This is a genomic window from Acidimicrobiia bacterium (assembly GCA_035651955.1).
Lineage (GTDB): Bacteria > Actinomycetota > Acidimicrobiia > IMCC26256 > JAMXLJ01 > JAMXLJ01.
Genome location: DASRES010000025.1, coordinates 1 through 16,069 on the forward strand (window position 1 = coordinate 1; position 16,069 = coordinate 16,069).

Sequence of the window (16,069 nt, forward strand, 5' to 3'; positions counted from 1 at the left end):
TCGACGGCGCGTGTCCGACCGATCGAGCGGATCGACTCGCGGGACCCGATCGACAGGACCGAACGCAGCGACCCGATCGACAGGGCCGACGCGCGCGATCCGATCGAGAGCATGGAGCCCGCGGAGCCGATGGCGAGGATCGATCCGGCGGACCCGATCGACAGGATGGACCCCGCGGACCCGATCGACAGGATCGATCCCGCGGACCCGATCGAGCGGATCGAGCCGACCGACGTCGAGGCGGTCACCTCGTCGTCGCGCGGCTCGTGGTCGACGTCGCCTGCTGCCATCGCGCCATGTTGACGCGCGACGTGTGTCACGCGCGGTGGTGACGCACGCGTCGACGTGTCCCCGTACGAGCGGGTGGGTACGTCGTGCGCCGTGGCGATCGTCGCGCACCCTCCATCAGCCGGCGACGCACGGACGTACCGGCCCGACCGGTCGAGTGCCCGGGCCGCGCGGGAGTTCGTGCGTGAGACGTTGGCCGCGCGTGGCGCGCACGACGATCGGGTCGCGGAGATCCTGGTCGCCGAGCTCGTCGGCAACGCGATCCGTCACGCTCGCACCGAGTTCGAGGTGCGCGTCATGACGGCGCCCGACCACGTGCGCGTCGAGGTCGAGGACGCCGACCGCGACTCGGACCCGATCCTCGTCGACGCGCGCGAGCGGCCCGGATTCGGCCTCCGTCTCGTCGACGGCATGGCGCAGCGCTGGGGCGTCGACCGCCACGACCGCAGCAAGGTGGTCTGGTTCGAGCTCTGACGCGCCCGAGCGTCACGTCGTGTCGGGTGTCCTCCCGGCGGGTACAGGTCCGCACGAGAGTGCAAGCGCGGTGCCACGACGGACGAGGGCCGAGATGTACGGGGTTCTCACACGGACATGGTGGTTGGTCCTGCTCCGAGGGGCGGTGGCCGTCGCGCTCGGCGCCGTGCTCCTCACGCAGCGCTCGATGACGGTCGCGCTCGTCGCGGTCGCGTTCGGCGGCTTCGCGGTGCTCGACGGGACGGTCGCCGCCGCGGTGGCCGTGAGCGCGGCGGGGCACGACACCTGGCCGTTGCGGCTCGACGCGGCGACCGGACTCGCGGCCGGGCTGGTCGCCCTCGCGTGGCCCGGGATCGGCGCGTTGTCGCTCCTGGCGCTGGTCGTGGCCTGGGGCGCGGTCCGGGGCGGCGCCGAGGCGTGGGAGGCGTGGGGCCTCCACCGCCAGTGCCCGAACGAGCTGTCGTTGCTCGGCGCCGCCGTCGCCGTGCTGTCGGGTGCTGCCGTCGTCGCCGCGCACTCCGCCCAGGGAACGGTGGTCGTCACGCACGCCATGGGCGCCGCGGTCGTGGCCGCGGGCGGCCTCCTCGTCGTGCTGGCCGGCCGTCTGTGGCACTGGGTCCGGGTCAGCCATCGCATCGAGACGATGGTGCTCGGAACGCAGCCGGCTCGCCGCCAACGCGCCGCCTGATCGGGAACGGCGGCGACGACGCGCGTGGGGACGCGCGCCGACGCGCGCGCGTCCCCCGTCGTGCCGTGCTCAGTGGAGCAGGTTCAGCGTGTTCGTCGCGTCGTCGACGTAGAGCACGCCGCGCTCACCGGGCGTGCGCGTCACACCGAACAGCGCGCCCGCGCCGGGCGGGCTCCCCGACGAGTCGAGCAGCTTCGTCGCGACCTGCCTGCCGTGAGGAGTGGTCTCGACGATGTTCCCGTCGCCGCCGTTCACCGTCAGGATGTGACCGTCGGGTGCGAGCGTCATGCCGAGCGGTGCGTTGAGCGCGCCGCCCTGCGAGACGGTCCGACCGCCGTTCATCGCGGCGGTGTCGCGGTCGGTCGCGTCGGCGACCGCCGCGATCCGGTTGGACGCGGTGTCGGCCACGAACAACGTGCCGCCCTCGCCCAGCGCCACGCCGGTCGGGCCGACGACGAGCGCAGCCGGGTCGGTGTGCTCGGCGAACCCGCGTGCGATGACGCGCTCGGACTCGACGCGCGGCATCCGTCCGTGGTCGACGTCGACGTCGATGCGCACGACCGTCCCGCCGTTCACCGTCGCGCCGTTCGCAGCGACCGTCCCGTTGAGCACGTTCGTGACGAACAGCTGCGCGTTGTCACCCTCGACACGCGACGTCATGTCCCACGGGCCGTTGATCGGCCCGCCCGACCACGTCTCGGCGACGTGACCGAACCGGTCGAGCACGAGCAGGCAACCCGCCTTCGCGGTCGCCGCGGTGCCGTCGGTCGTGGGAAGGCTGCCGACGACGACCCACCCACCGGGCAGCACGGTGAGCGCGGTCGTGAGCCCGACACCGCCCGGGCACGGGCCCGGCAGCTTCGACGCGTCGATCTGCGCGAACAGCTGCTGCGTACCGTGCCGGTCGAGCTCGACGATCGTGGTTCCGGTGCCCTGCTGGTTCGCGCTGTCGTTGAAGTTGCTCACCAGCCCGTCGCCCGCCACGAGACGGCCGGTCGTCTCGGGCACGACGACGAGCCCGTACGGGTTCACGTCACCGTTGGCGGGCACGGTCGAGCCCACCGTGGTCGTGTTCGGGAAGCGGTCGATGAAGGCGTTCGTCGCCGCGCCGGCGGGGGCGACGGTTGCGAGCGCGGTCACCGCGGTCGCGGCGAGCGCGACTGCGCCGCCGAGCAGTCGTCGTCGCGTGCGTGCAGGCGGTGCACCGCGGGCGCGGTCGCGCCGCGTGCGGAAGCTGGTCATCGGCGTTCCTTTCTCGCAGCTGAGCGAGTCGCTCCGGTCCTGGGCTCGGGCAGCACACCGCGCCGGCCGCGCACCCCTCCGCAGATCCGCAGAGCGGTGCCACGAGCGCCACACCGGGGCGTAGTTACGAGCGCGGGCCGGATCGGGATTGGCGCCGCGGAACGCCGTTGCGTCAGACGACGGTCAGGTCGACGCCACGCTCCTCACGCGCGCGCAGCCGTACCTGGACCTTCCCGTCCGTCACACGCGTCTCGTACGCGCACTGCGGCGTCACGGCCGGGCCGCGCGCGATCGACCCGTCACCGAGCCGGAACCGGCTGCCGTGCCACGGACACTGGATGACGTTGCCCTCGACCTTGCCCTCGCCGAGCGGTCCGCCGGCGTGCGAGCACGTCGCCGAGAGCGCGTACACGTTCGTCCCGCGGCGCACGAGCACGACGGACGCTCCGTCGACGGTCGCGGTGTGCGGGTGCTCGTCCACGAGCTCGTCCATCGCGACCGCGTCGTGCCAGTCGCCCGGGTCGAGCGGGCCCTGCTCGACGTCGACACCGGCGCGCATGTTGTAGACGAGGTGGCCGCCGAGGTAGCCGCCCGCGACGACCGCGCCGAGCGCGAGCGCGCTGAACATCCGTCCGCGCAGCCCGTGACCCTTGCCGCGCGCGCGCCACGACAACAGCTGCAGTGTCAGACCGGTCGCGTTGACGAGCGCGTGGGTGGTCGCGATCCGCTGCTCGCCACCGTAGGTGTCCTCCCAGTCGGACAGGCCGGCGGCCGCGGTCGGGAGCGCGGCGAGGATCCCGATGCCGACGAGACGGCGCGCGGCCTTGCTCGAGTGCCGCCCGCCGAAGACGTCGAGGAACGCCGCGCTCGCCCACGCGCCGATCGGGACGTCCGTGAGGAGCGGGTGCAGGCGGTGGCCGAGCCATGTGCCCGAGAGCGCGCTCTTCGTCGTGTCCGAGCGCGTGAGGGGCCCCGCGGCCGCCTGCAGCGCCTTGCCCGCCGAGTCGAGCGCGGGCGTGTTCTCGATCCGGTGCAACGTCTCCCGCAGCGAGTCGGTCACGCTCACGAGGTCTCCCTTCGCAGCCTGTTCCAGAGCCGGACGCGAGCTTCCAGCAGATCGACGCCGCGCGCCATTCCGTCCGCGATCGCCGTGCTCACGGGGCGCGCATCCTGTCGGCCGCGCGCGCGGCGAGCGCCATGATCGTGAGCGCCGGGTTCGCGCTGCCCTGGGTCGGGAAGACGCTGCCGTCGGTGATGTAGAGGTTGGGGATCGCGAACGAGCGAAGGTCGCCGTCGACGACGCCCTCGCGCTCGGTCGCGGCCATCCGGCAGCCGCCGACGAGGTGCGCGTACCGCTGGATCGTGATCGCCTCCGCCGCGCCCGCGCCGTGATGGATGTCCTCCATCACGTGCGTGGCGGCCTCGATCAGCTGGTGGTCGTTCTCGCCCATCGTGTAGTCGAACTTCGCGACGGGCAGGCCGTGGCGGTCGCGCTCGTCCGCGAGCGTGACGCTGTTCTCGTAGCGGGGGAGGAGCTCGCAGAGCGCGCCGAAGACCGACCAGTGCACGTAGTCGCGCATGTACTCCCGCAGGACCTCGCCCCAGTACCCCTGTGCGGCCACGTGCTCGGCCCACACGATCGGCAGCGGCGAGACGCACTGGATCGAGAACCCACGCTTGTACGGCTTGGTCGGGTCGGTCTCGTAGAACTGCTCGGTCGACACCTCGGGCGGCGGCGCCTTGTACTGGCGGATCTCCTCGTCGTAGCGACCGGCGGTCTGCGGCGCGCCCTGCACCATCAGGTACCGCCCGACGTAGCCGTGGTCGTTGCACAACCCGTCGGGGAACAACGAGCACGCGCTGTTGAGCAACAGGCGCGGCGTCTCGATGGAGTAGCCCGCGACCGCGACGACCTTCGCGCGCTGACGGTGCTCCACGCCGTCGTGGAAGTACTCCACGCCCGTGGCGCGGCCGCGCGCGTCGACGAGCACACGCGACACCATGCAGCTGGGGCGGATCTCCGCGCCGTGCGCGAGCGCGTCGGGCACGTGCGTGATGAGCGGCGACGCCTTCGCGTTGACCTTGCAACCCTGGAGGCAGAACCCGCGGTAGATGCAGTGGCCGCGGTGGCCGAAGCGGCCGTTCGAGATCGCGACCGGTCCGACGCGCACCTCGATGCCCGCCTTCCCTGCACCGCGCAGGAACGCCATGCCGTTGCCGCCGATCGTGTGCGGTGACTGCGGGTAGCGGTGCGGCTTGCCCCACGGCCAGTACTCGCCCGCGACGGGGAGCTCGGCCTCGATGTCCTCGTAGTAGGGCTCGACGTCCTCGTAGGCGATCGGCCAGTCCTGTCCGACGCCGTCGAGCGAGTAGGTGCGGAAGTCGGAGGGGTGCAACCGCGGCGTGTAGCCCGCGAAGTGGACCATCGAGCCGCCGACGCCACGCCCCGAGTTGTTGTTGCCGAGCTTGACGGGGTCGCCGCCGCCGATGACGCGCGGCTCGGTCCAGTAGATGTGGTGCGAGCCGTGCTCGTCGCTCACCCAGTCGCGGTCGGGGTCCCACCACGGCCCCGCGTCGAAGACGACGACCTTCCACCCCTTGCGCGCGAGCCGTTGCGCGAGCGTGCCGCCGCCCGCGCCGCACCCGACGATCACGACGTCGACCTCCTCGTCGAGGTCGTACGTACACATGTCACGGCGCAGCGCGTGGTTCGTGTGCACGTCGCCCTCCGCGGGCAGCAACCACGCCGACTCGTTGCGCTCGCGGACGCGTGCCTCGGAGCCGAACCGTCGCATCACGCGTCCTCGTGGACGTCGCGCCCACCGCGGCCTTCGTCGAACTCGTTGTCGGGCAGCGTCCCCGACGGTCCCGGGCTCCCGGACCGGTGCGCGTCCTGCGCGGCCTTCACGCGCTGCGCCCACGGCACCGGGTCGTGCGCGTCGCGCTCGGGGACCTCCCACGGCTCGCGCTTGTCGATCCCGAGGTTCTTGTAGCCCCGCGGGTACGCGGGGCCGCCGAACCCGATCTCGTTCCACGACCACGGGTGTGAGTAGAACGCGGTCAGCGCGTAGCGCACCCACAGCTCGAACACGTGCTTGGCGGGCAGGCCGTGCCAGTCGCCCTTCATGTTCTGGATCGACTCGATGATCGCCTTCTGGTAGTTGGCGTCGAGCTCGCAGAAGCGCTTGCCGTGGACGAGGTCCGACTCCTTGTCGAGCGCCGCGAGCGACTGCTTCCACGCGTCCCAGTCCTCGGGCATGTCCTCGTGACGCCAACCGTCGCCGACGTGGTTCGCGAGGCGCGCGTCCACCATCTCGAGCACCGGGATGCGGGGCTCGGCGTCCTGCGACAGCAGGCGGTCGAGCAGCGCGCGTGCGGCGGCCTCCTCGCGCACGTCGAAGAACGACACCGCGGGCACGGGACCGAGGCGCGCGAGCACGACGCCCTTCGTCTCGTCGTCCCAGCGGTGCACCTCGCGCAGGACGTCGTAGCCGTCGAAGCGGCCGCGCCCGCCGGGCGTGGGACCCGTGTCGCCGCGCTTCGTCGTCACGTTCTGCGGAAGCGCTCGCGGCGGAGGATCGCGGCGACGAGGCCCATCCCCCCGACGAGCGACACGAGCAACGGCGCGAACAGCGGCGGCCCCATCTCCGCGTTGTAGCGCGCGAGACGCCACCCGCCGGGCCGCTGCGCGATCCCGCGGAGGTGGAGGTACTGGCCCTGCAAGCTGTTGGCCAGGACGACCGCCGATGCGATCGGCAACGCCGTCTTCGCCATCCGCTTGCTGAACACGCCGGCGACGCCCGCGGCCGCGGCCGCCGGCGTGATCACGACCGGCCACCACATCATCTTGTTGCCGAAGCTGGCGCGGTCGTGCTCGAGCCAGATCTCGCCCGCGGTGACCAGCGCGCCGACGGCGGTGAGTCCCGACAGCGTGCGCTCGAACCGCCCGTGCTCCACGTTGCGGATGAGCTCCTCGAGCGTGTGCTCGGTCTTCCTCCGTGTGCGCAGCAGCATCATCGTGTCTGGGGTACCCGGCTTCCCGTTGGTCCAACCGACGGCAGACCGGCGCGCAGCAGCTGCGCGAGGTGCAGCGCCTGCCTCCCGGTGCCGTCCGCGATCTGCGTCCGGCAGCTGAAGCCGTCGGCGAGGACGACCGTCTCCGCGCTGGCGTCACGCACCGCCGGGAACAGCGCGCGTTCGCCGCACGCGATCGAGACGTCGTACTTCGCCGCCTCGAACCCGAACGAGCCCGCCAACCCGCAGCACCCGGCGTCGGGTGCGGTCACGGCGGCCTCGGCGCGCGCGAGCACACGCCGTTGCGCGCCCGCGTCCAGCACGGCGTGCTGGTGGCAGTGCGTCTGCACGAGGACCGGACGGTCGACGCGCGGCACGTCCCAACGCGGCGCGTAGCGGTCGAGCAGCTCGTCGAGCGTGACCGTCTGCCGCGCGAGTCGCTGCGCGTCGCGGTCGTGTGGGAACAGCCCCAGCAGCTCGTCGCGGAACGACGCGCAGCAGCTCGGCTCGGGCACGACGACGGGCAGCCCGGCCTCGATCTCGGCCCGCAGCGTGCGCAGGACCTGGCGGAACAGGTGCTTGGCGGTCGTGAGCATCCCGTAGTCGAACAGCGGCCGACCGCAGCAGAGGACCCGGTGTGGGATCGTCACCTCGAAGCCGGCGGCCTCGGCGACGTCGACCGTCGCCCGTCCGACGTCGGGCTCGAGGAAGTTCGTGAACGTGTCGGGGAAGAGGACGACGGGCGGCATGCCCGCGTTGCGGCGCGGTCGTCGCGCGAACCAGTCCCGGAAGGTCTCGCGCGCGAACCGCGGCGCGGGGCGCCGCGTCGTGAGCCCGGCGGCGCGCTTCAGCACCGACGAGATGCCGGGCGCGTGGAGCGCCCCGTTCGCGATGCCGGGCATCTTCGACGCCAGACGCGCGTGGTACATGACGAGACCCATCGCGTACGCAGGCCGCGGCCGGAGCCGGCCCTTGTAGTAGTGCGCGAGGAACTCCGCCTTGTACGTCGCCATGTCGACGTTGACGGGGCAGTCGGCCTTGCAGCCCTTGCACGCGAGGCACAGGTCGAGCGCATCGCGCACCGCGTCGCTCCGCCAGCCGTCGCCGACCACCTCGCCGTCGAGCATCTCGAACAGCAGCCGCGCGCGGCCGCGGGTCGAGTGCTCCTCCTCGCGGGTCACCATGTAGCTGGGGCACATCGTCCCGCCGTCGCCCCGGCGGCACTTGCCGACGCCGACGCAGCGGTTCGCGGCCTGCTCGAACGCGCCCGAGTCGTCGGGGAACCGGAAGATCGTTGCGGGCGTCGCCGGTGCGTACGACGTTCCGAGGCGGAGGTTCTCGGTCGTGCCGAACGCGCGCACGGGGTCGACGACCTTCCCCGGGTTCATGCGGTCGTCGGGGTCCCAGATCGCCTTGAACCGGCGGAACGCGTCGACGAGGTCGCCGCCGAACATCTTCTCGAGCAGCGGTCCGCGCTGCTGCCCGTCGCCGTGCTCACCCGACAGCGACCCGCCCATCGACACGACGAGCTCCGCGGCGTCCTCGAGGAACGCGTCGTAGGCGTCGACCCCGGTCTTGGTCACGAGGTCGAAGTCGATGCGCGTGTGCACGCATCCCTGACCGAAGTGGCCGTAGAGCGCGACGTCGTAGCCGTGCCGCGCGCACAGCGAGCGGAACGAGCGCAGGTACTCGCCGATCCGCTCGGGGGGCACGGCGGCGTCCTCCCATCCCGGCCACGTGCGGGGGTGACCCGGTACGAGCGCCGTCGCGCCGAGCCCCGATTCCCGGACCTCCCACACCTTCTGCTCCTGCGCAGGGTCGTCGAAGAACGCGACGTCGGGCGCGTCCGCGACGCGGCCGATCTCGTCCATGAACGTCTTCGCCTGCGCGTCGGCGTCGTCCTGCGACTCGGCACCGAACTCCACGAGCAGGAACGCGTTGCCTTCGGGGAGCAGCGGGATGTCGTCGGTCCGCAACCCTTTCTGGCGCAGGAACTGGACGAGCCGGTCGTCGAAGCCCTCGAGGCCGATCGGCCCGTGCTCGAGGATCATCGGCACGTGGTCGCCGGCCGCGCCCGCATCCGGGTAGCCGAGCACGACGAGCGCGCGCTTCGCCCGCGCCGGCACGAGGCGCAACGTCGCGCCGAGCACCGTGACGCAGGTGCCCTCGCTGCCGACGAGCGCGCGTGCGACGTTGAAGCCGCGTTCGGGGAGCAGCTCGTCGAGGTTGTAGCCCGACACCCGCCGGGGGATGTCGGGATAGCGGGCCCGGATCGCGTCCGCGTGGCGGTCGCGCAGCGCGCGCAGCGCGCCGTAGATCTCGCCCCGCCGGCCGCCGCCCGCGACGATGCGCTCGATCTCCTCGTCGCTCGTGGGGCCGACGGTCAGGCGCGTGCCGTCGTAGAGCAGGACGTCGAGCGACTCGACGTTGTCGGCGGTGCGGCCGGCCATGAGCGAGTGCGTGCCGCACGAGTCGTTGCCGATCATGCCGCCGAGCGTGCAGCGGTTGTGCGTCGCGGGGTCCGGCCCGAACGTGAGGTCGTGCTCGCCCGCCCGCCGGCGCAGGTTGTCGAGCACGCAACCCGGCTCGACGCGCGCGGTCCCTTCGACGGGGTCGATCTCGACGACGCGATGCAGGTACTTCGACCAGTCGACGATCACCGCGACGTTGGTCGTCTGCCCTGCGAGGCTCGTGCCGCCACCGCGGTGCGTGATCGGCGCGCCGTGCTCGCGACACGTCGCGACGGCCGCGACGGCGTCGTCGACGTCACGCGGCACGACGACACCGATGGGCGGCTGCCGGAAGTTCGACGAGTCCGTCGAGTACGCGCCGCGACTGCCGGCGTCGAAGCGGACCTCGCCGCGCACGCGCTCGGTGAGCGCGCGCGCCAACGACTCGACGTCCACGCCCTCCGCGTTGGGGTGCGCGTTGTACCTGTTCACGCGGCCCACCGCTGCGCATCGGCGTGCTTCAGCTCGAGGCCGAGGCCCGGGCGGCTGCGGTCGGGGCGCAGGAACCCGCCCGGCTCGGGCTCGAGCACACCGTCGAACAGCATCGACTCGATGCGGACGTGGTCGTGGAAGTACTCGAGGTGGCGGAGGTGCCAGATCGCCGTGCACGCGTGCGCGGAGACCTGCGGCGCGCAGTGCGCGGAGAGGTCCATCGTGCGCGCGTCACAGAGCGCGCCGACGCGCAGGAACGGCGTGATGCCGCCGCAACGCGTCACGTCGGCCTGGAGGCAGTCGACGGCGCCGGCGTCGAGCATCTGCTGGAAGTAGGGGAGCGTGTAGCCGTACTCGCCGGCCGCGATGTCGAGGCCGGGCGGTCCCGCGTCGCGCAGGAGGTGCAGGCCCTCGAGGTCGTCCGACGAGACTGGCTCCTCGAACCACGTCACGCCGGCGTCCGCGTAACGGACCGCCCACGCGAGCGCCTGCTTGCGGCTGAGCGCGCCGTTGGCGTCGACGAACAGCTGTGTGCGCGGCCCGATCGCGTCGAGCGCGACGCGGAGGCGCTCGCCGTCGTGGTCGGGATGGCGTCCGACCTTCATCTTCACGCGCGGGATGCCGGCGTCGACCCAGCCGCGCAGCTGATCCGCGAGCTGCTCCATCGAGTAGGACGTGAAGCCGCCGCTGCCGTAGATCGGCGTGACCTCGTGGCACGCGTCGAGCGCGACGACGAGCGGCACGTCGAGCAAGCGGGCCTTGAGATCCCACAGCGCGACGTCGACCGCTGAGATCGCGTTCGCGACGACACCCGAGCCGCCGAGGTTGCGGATCGCCTCGCGCATCGCGGACCAGCAGGCGCCGACGTCCAGCGCGTCGCGGTGCGTGACGACGTCGGCGAGCTTGCCGTGGACGACGTCGCCTGCCGCCGCGGCCGCGTACGTGTAGCCGAGCCCGGTCCTGCCGCCGGCGTGGGCCTCGACGACCACGATCGTCGTCGAGTCCCACGCCAGCGTCCCGTCCGACTCCGGCGAGTCGGTGGGAATCGTGTAGCAGTGGACGTCGAGCCCCTCGATCGGGACCGCGTCCGACGCGCGCACCCCGGCCACGTCCGTCAGTGCGGCAGGAAGTCCTGCGCCTTCTCCATGAAGCCTCGTTTGATGATGTCGCGCGTGTCGGGGTCACCGTTGATGAGCGCGGTGATCATCTTGCGCGACTGCTCCCAGGTCGCGTGGGGCGGGATCGGCGGGATGTTCGGGTCGGTCACGGCGTCGATCACGACGGGCCGGTCGGACGCGAACGCCTCGTCGAGCACCGACGCGATCTGGTTCGGCTCGTCGATCCGCAGCCCGCGCAGCCCGATCTGCTCCGCGAACCTCGAGAAGCTGACGTCCGGCAGCTGCTGTGACGCGTCGTACTTCGGGTCACCCGACTCCGCGCGCATCTCCCAGGTCACCTGGTTGAGGTCACCGTTGCAGAGCACGAGCACGATGAGCCGCGGGTCGGTCCAGTCCCGCCAGTACTTGGCGATCGTCGCGAGCTCGGCCATGCCGTTCATCTGCATCGCGCCGTCACCCACGCAGGCGAGCGCGGGACGCTGTGGGTGAGCGAACTTCGCGCCGATCGCGTACGGGACGCCCGGGCCCATCGTCGCGAGCGTCCCCGACAGCGAGCCGCGCATGTCGCCGCGCAGCTTCAGGTCGCGCGCGTACCAGTTCGCGGACGAGCCCGAGTCCGACGCGATGATGACGTCGTCGGGCAGGCGCGGCGACAGCTCCCAGTAGACGCGTTGCGGGTTGACTGGCTTCGCGTCCACCATGGCGCGCGCCTCGACGACCTCCCACCAACGCGCGATGCCGGACTTGATGTCCTCCTGCCACGAGCGGTCGCTCTTGCGCTCGAGCATCGGCACGAGGCGTCGCAACGTCGCGCGCGCGTCGCCGACGAGGTTGACCTCCATCGGGTAGCGGATCCCGATCATCTTCGGGTCGATGTCGATCTGCACGCCGCGCGCCTGCCCGAAGTCGGGAAGGAACTGGCTGTAGGGGAAGCTCGACCCGACCATCAACAGCGTGTCGCAGCCCATCATCATCTCGTAGCTCGGGCGCGTCCCGAGCAACCCGATCGATCCGGTGACGATCGGGTTGTCGTCGGGCAGCACGTCCTTTCCGAGCAACGCCTTCGCGATGCCCGCGCCCAGCACGTCCGCGACCTCGAGCACCTCTTGCTTCGCGCCGCGCGCGCCCTGGCCGACGAGGATCGCGACCTTCGATCCGGCGTTGAGCACCTCCGCCGCGCGCCGGATCTCGTCCTCGGGCGCGACCACTTCGGGTCGCTTGATGCCCAGACTGCCGGGCACCATCTTGAACTTGTGCTCGGGCGGCGTGTACTCGACCTCCTGCAGGTCGGCGGGCACGATGACGCACGTCGGCGTGTGCTCCGAGTACGCGATGCGCATCGCGCGGTCGATGAGCATCGGGAACTGCTGCGGCGTGGCGGCCTGCTGCACGTACTCGTGGCAGACGTCCTTGAACAACGTCTGCAGGTCGACCTCCTGCTGGTAGCTCCCGCCGAGCGCGGTGCGCGCCGTCTGCCCGACGATCGCGACGACAGGAACGTGGTCGAGCTTCGCGTCGTAGAGGCCGTTGAGGAGATGGATCGCACCGGGCCCCGACGTCGCCATGCACACGCCGATGCGCCCGCTGAACTTCGCGTAGCCGACCGCTTCGAACGCGGCCATCTCTTCGTGACGCGCCTGGATGAAGCGCGGCGTGTTGCCCGCGCGGTTGAGCGCGCCGAGGATGCCGTTGAACCCGTCGCCGGGGTACCCGAAGATCAGCTCGACGCCCCACTCCTGCAGGCGCTCGATGATCGCGTCTCCGACCTTCTGCTTCGCCACGGTGATCCCCTCGCTCTCGTCCAGGTGGCGCGCCGAGCGGCGCGCGGTCGCGTCAGGGGAGTACCCACACGGCCCCTGTCGCATTGCATCGTGAGGCGATACAGTCCGCGAACCGCACGCGAGCGCGCGGTCGTTGAGCGTCGAACCACTTACCGGAAGTTCACGGAGAAGGGACCAAAGTCCTCGCGTTCCGCTGTGAGGAATGCGGCGCGGCGCCGGTACGCTGCACCCGTCCGTCGCCACTCACCACGGCTGCACCCGCTCAAGCAATCGGGCACTCCGCCGATATGACGGGTGCACGGACGGGAACACTCGAGGGCGACGCACCGTCAGGTCCCGAATGTGCGAACATCCCGTTCGGCCACTCGTCTGCAGGAGCCATGTCGCAGCACTTCGAGATCCCTCGACTGCGTGTTCTCGCCCGCCATGCCCTGCCGCACCTGGTCGAGAGCACGATCGTCCCGCTGGTCCTGTTCCTGATCCTCCTGCGCGTGGTCGGCGTGTGGGGCGCGGTGCTCGTCGGCGTCTGCTGGACGTACGGCGCGGTCATCCGGCGCCTGCTGACCGGCAGCCGGGTCCCCGGGATCCTGATGCTGAGCGCGATCACGATGACGGCGCGCACGGCCGTGTCGTTCGCGACGCACAGCGTCGTCATCTACTTCCTGCAGCCGACGCTCGGGCAGGTGCTCATCGCGGGCGCATTCCTGCTGTCGGTCCCGCTGGGCCAGCCGCTCGCCCAGCGCCTCGCCAAGGACTTCTGCCCGCTCCCGGCGTGGCTACTCGCCGAGGACCACGTCGGCCGGTTCTTCAAGCGCGTCTCGCTGCTGTGGGCCTTCATCGGCCTCACCAACGCGGCGATCGCGCTGTGGCTGCTGTTCAGCCAGTCGGTCGGGACGTTCTACGTCGCCAAGACGGGCGCGTCCTGGTTCCTCACCGGCGGGGCGATCGCCCTGTCCACCTGGTGGTTCCACCGCCTCCTGCACGAGCACGGCCACCGTGCGCCCGAGCCCGCGGCGCTGCCGGTGGCCGGATGACGCGTCCCCTGTGCGGCCGATGAGGCTGCGGACATCCGGCGCCCGGCTCCTGACGTCGGACCGCGTGTCCCTCGCGGGCCGGCGCTGGGAGGCCGAGTCGGCGCGGGCCGCGGTCGTCCTCGTGCACGGGTTCGCGGCCACCTGCGAGCACCCGCCCGTCGTCGCGGTCGCCGAGGCGCTGCACGAGCACGGCCTGGACGTCATCGCGTACGACGCCCGCGGGCACGGCCGGTCGGGTGGCTCCTGCACGCTCGGGGACCTCGAGGAGCACGACGTCGCCGCGGCCGTCGAGATCGCCCGGGAGCGGTGCGACCAGGTGCTCGTCGTGGGTGCGTCGATGGGCGCGATCGCCGCGGTGCGCTACGCCGCGAGCGAGCACGCGGAGAACGGGCTCACCGGCGTGGTCGCGGTGAGCTGCCCGGCGCGGTGGCGTCTGCCCCGCAATGCGCGGGCGATCCTCGCGGCCGGCCTGACCCGGACCCGGCTCGGCCGGCTCCTCGCCCGCCGGCACCTGCGCGTGCGGCTGTCGTCGACGTGGGTGACGCCCGAGCCTCCCGTCGAGCTCGTCGAGCACGTCCACGTCCCGATCGCCTTCGTCCACGGCGAGCGCGACCGGTTCATCCCGCCCGGCGACGTGTACGAGCTCTTCGCGGCGTCGAACGACGCCCGCCACGTCGAGATGGTCCCCGCCATGGGCCATGCCTACGACGTGGCCGCGGTACCCGCGATCGTCCGCGCCGTCGACTGGGTGCTCGAGGAGCAGCTCGCGCTGGAGCAGCTGCCCGCGTAGCGTCCCTCACTCGTGAGGATGTGAGGATCCGTCACCTCCTGGGAGGCAGATCCACACAAGGTGTCAGCGCTCCCACCACCAGGCGAGGCCCGCGAGCCCCGGGCCGGTGTGGGCGACCATCACGGAGCCGAACCGCCCGACGAACGACGTCGCCGGTGACTGCTCCGCCTCGACCCGGCCGAGCAGCTCGCGTGCCTCCTCGGGCGCCTGCGCGTGCAGCGCGGCGACGTGGAGCTTGGCGTCGGGCACGGCGGAGCGACGGAGCAGCGCGACCATGCGGTCCTTGGCGGCGTCGACGCTGAACGCGGGGCGCAGCCGGTGCGGCTTGCCGTCGCGGAACTCGAACAGCGGCCGGATCCCGAGCCGCCGCCCCGCCCAGCCCGCCACCTCGGGGACGCGGCCGCTACGGACGAGATGGTCGAGGTCCGAGACCATGGCGACGAGCCGGACGCCCTCGATCGCCTTCGCCGCGGCGCGCTCCACGTCGTCGAGCGTCCCGCCCGCGTCCGCCGCCCGGGCCGCGGCCAGCACGACGAGCCCCTGCGCGCCGGCGGCGGTCGACGTGTCGAGGACCGCGACCCGCCCGTCGACCGTCTCCGCGCCCGTCTGCGCGGCGCCGAACGTCGAGCTCATCGTGGCCGCGATCGTGAGCACGAGCACGCCGTCGTCGGACATGCGGCCCCGAATCGCCTCCGCGAACTCGCCCGGCGTCGGGCCCGACGTCGAGACCTCGTCGTAGCGGAGGACCTCCTCGATCGACAGCTCGTCGTCGTGGACGTGACGCTCGCCGAGGTCGAGCCACATCGGGACGACCGTGATGCGGTACTGGTCGACGAGCTCGGGAGGCAGCGCCGCCGCGCTGTCGGTCACGATCGAGACGGGACTCACGCCGAAGGCTCCCTCCGCCCCGCGTGTCCGCCGCCACCGGGCCGGGGCGGGTCGACCGGGGCGCTCGCAGCACGGTACCCGCCCGCGACGGGGTCACCGGCGCACGGCTGCGTCGTCCCGCCGGCCCCGCCACGGGGGGACGACGCCGGCGGCGGTTGCGTCGTCGGCTCCGCGCTCGACTCGGGGCCGTCGTGGTCGAACAGCAGCCGGCGCCCGTACGTGCGCGCGTCCCGGTGCTCGGGGGGACGGTTGCCCGCGAGCCGCTTGGCGTACATCGGGACGGCGAGCGCGAGACCCGTCCACACCCCGTGAACGCCGTACAGACCGCCGAGCAACGGCGTGAGCGCGGCCATCGCGAGGAACACCATCAGGCCGGTCTTGCGCAACGTGGTGCCGACGATCAGCGCGACGAGCAGCAGCACCGCGCCCGGCCACCCCAGGACGCAGAGCGCGCCGAGCGACGGCGCGAAGCCACGGCCGCCCGCGCCGCGGAGGAACGGCGACCAGTTGTGACCGACGAGGGCCATGCCGCCCGCGACCGCGGCAAGCTCGGGACGGCCGTGGCCCGCGAGGGCCGGACCGAGCGCGCCCTTCCCGACGTCCAGGATCCCGGCGACCACGAGCGGCCCGGCGCCCGCGACCTTGAACAACCCGGTGCCGGACACGGTGCCGGTGCCGTAGTCGCGAAGATCGACACGCTTCGTGCCCCACGCCACGATCGCCGAGAAGGGGATCGCGCCGGCGAGCAACGCGATCACGAGGACGAGCGCGGCGTTCATGGACCCCGATCCTTCCCGGCGCGGTCCCCGG

General features: G+C 72.2%; 15 protein-coding genes. 4 read left to right on the forward strand and 11 right to left on the reverse strand.

From position 1 onward, the window contains the following. Positions 1 to 290 (reverse strand): hypothetical protein (locus VFC33_06675; protein ID HZR12921.1); only part of this gene is annotated, 290 nt, incomplete at its 3' end. Positions 291 to 381: 91 nt separating this feature from the next. Between VFC33_06675 and VFC33_06680 the strand changes: the two genes are divergently transcribed. Together VFC33_06680 and VFC33_06685 are read left to right on the forward strand one after the other, a co-directional pair. Continuing rightward, on the forward strand, positions 382 to 762 hold the full coding sequence (locus VFC33_06680; GenBank protein HZR12922.1) for an ATP-binding protein: 381 nt from the start codon (positions 382 to 384) through the stop codon (positions 760 to 762). Between the two features lie 145 nt (positions 763 to 907). Further along, positions 908 to 1,450, forward strand: coding sequence for a hypothetical protein (locus VFC33_06685; GenBank protein ID HZR12923.1), 543 nt, complete (start codon positions 908 to 910; stop codon positions 1,448 to 1,450). A gap of 69 nt (positions 1,451 to 1,519) precedes the next feature. On the opposite strand, the gene VFC33_06690 is transcribed toward VFC33_06685, so the two are convergent. The 8 genes from VFC33_06690 to VFC33_06725 form a co-directional block, all read right to left on the reverse strand. Beyond that, positions 1,520 to 2,692 carry a hypothetical protein gene (locus tag VFC33_06690; protein ID HZR12924.1) on the reverse strand — a complete coding sequence of 391 codons (1,173 nt, stop codon included), beginning with the start codon at positions 2,690 to 2,692 and terminating at the stop codon, positions 1,520 to 1,522. Positions 2,693 to 2,864: 172 nt separating this feature from the next. Continuing rightward, the gene (locus VFC33_06695; protein HZR12925.1) at positions 2,865 to 3,758 is read right to left on the reverse strand and encodes a Rieske 2Fe-2S domain-containing protein; all 894 of its coding nucleotides are present in this window, start codon (positions 3,756 to 3,758) and stop codon (positions 2,865 to 2,867) included. Positions 3,759 to 3,846: 88 nt separating this feature from the next. Continuing rightward, a complete protein-coding gene (locus VFC33_06700; GenBank protein HZR12926.1) occupies positions 3,847 to 5,487 on the reverse strand; it encodes a GMC family oxidoreductase in 1,641 nt (546 codons plus the stop codon). Beyond that, positions 5,487 to 6,242 (reverse strand): gluconate 2-dehydrogenase subunit 3 family protein, encoded by a 756-nt coding sequence (locus tag VFC33_06705; protein HZR12927.1) that lies wholly within the window; start codon positions 6,240 to 6,242, stop codon positions 5,487 to 5,489. The genes VFC33_06700 and VFC33_06705 overlap by 1 nt, the downstream gene beginning before the upstream one ends. After that, positions 6,239 to 6,709, reverse strand: coding sequence for a hypothetical protein (locus VFC33_06710; GenBank protein ID HZR12928.1), 471 nt, complete (start codon positions 6,707 to 6,709; stop codon positions 6,239 to 6,241). Before VFC33_06710 ends, VFC33_06705 begins: the two co-directional genes overlap by 4 nt. Next, complete coding sequence (locus tag VFC33_06715) at positions 6,706 to 9,648, reverse strand: FAD-binding and (Fe-S)-binding domain-containing protein (protein HZR12929.1); 2,943 nt, start codon at positions 9,646 to 9,648, stop codon at positions 6,706 to 6,708. Before VFC33_06715 ends, VFC33_06710 begins: the two co-directional genes overlap by 4 nt. Continuing rightward, positions 9,645 to 10,748 (reverse strand): enolase C-terminal domain-like protein, encoded by a 1,104-nt coding sequence (locus VFC33_06720; GenBank protein ID HZR12930.1) that lies wholly within the window; start codon positions 10,746 to 10,748, stop codon positions 9,645 to 9,647. The genes VFC33_06715 and VFC33_06720 overlap by 4 nt, the downstream gene beginning before the upstream one ends. Before the next feature lie 14 nt (positions 10,749 to 10,762). Beyond that, on the reverse strand, positions 10,763 to 12,547 hold the full coding sequence (locus VFC33_06725; GenBank protein HZR12931.1) for a thiamine pyrophosphate-requiring protein: 1,785 nt from the start codon (positions 12,545 to 12,547) through the stop codon (positions 10,763 to 10,765). A gap of 380 nt (positions 12,548 to 12,927) precedes the next feature. On the opposite strand from VFC33_06725, the gene VFC33_06730 reads away from it, so the two are divergent. Both VFC33_06730 and VFC33_06735 read left to right on the forward strand, forming a co-directional pair. After that, on the forward strand, positions 12,928 to 13,581 hold the full coding sequence (locus VFC33_06730; GenBank protein ID HZR12932.1) for a VC0807 family protein: 654 nt from the start codon (positions 12,928 to 12,930) through the stop codon (positions 13,579 to 13,581). Between the two features lie 19 nt (positions 13,582 to 13,600). After that, positions 13,601 to 14,371: an alpha/beta fold hydrolase gene (locus tag VFC33_06735; GenBank protein HZR12933.1), complete on the forward strand. Its 771-nt coding sequence runs from the start codon at positions 13,601 to 13,603 to the stop codon at positions 14,369 to 14,371. Positions 14,372 to 14,434: 63 nt separating this feature from the next. Here VFC33_06735 and VFC33_06740 read toward each other — a convergent pair whose 3' ends face one another. Beyond that, positions 14,435 to 15,259: a DegV family protein gene (locus VFC33_06740; GenBank protein ID HZR12934.1), complete on the reverse strand. Its 825-nt coding sequence runs from the start codon at positions 15,257 to 15,259 to the stop codon at positions 14,435 to 14,437. Next, entirely contained in the window at positions 15,256 to 16,038 is a 783-nt protein-coding gene (locus tag VFC33_06745; protein HZR12935.1) for a glycerol-3-phosphate acyltransferase, read from the reverse strand. Before VFC33_06745 ends, VFC33_06740 begins: the two co-directional genes overlap by 4 nt. Between the last annotated feature and the right edge of the window lie 31 nt (positions 16,039 to 16,069).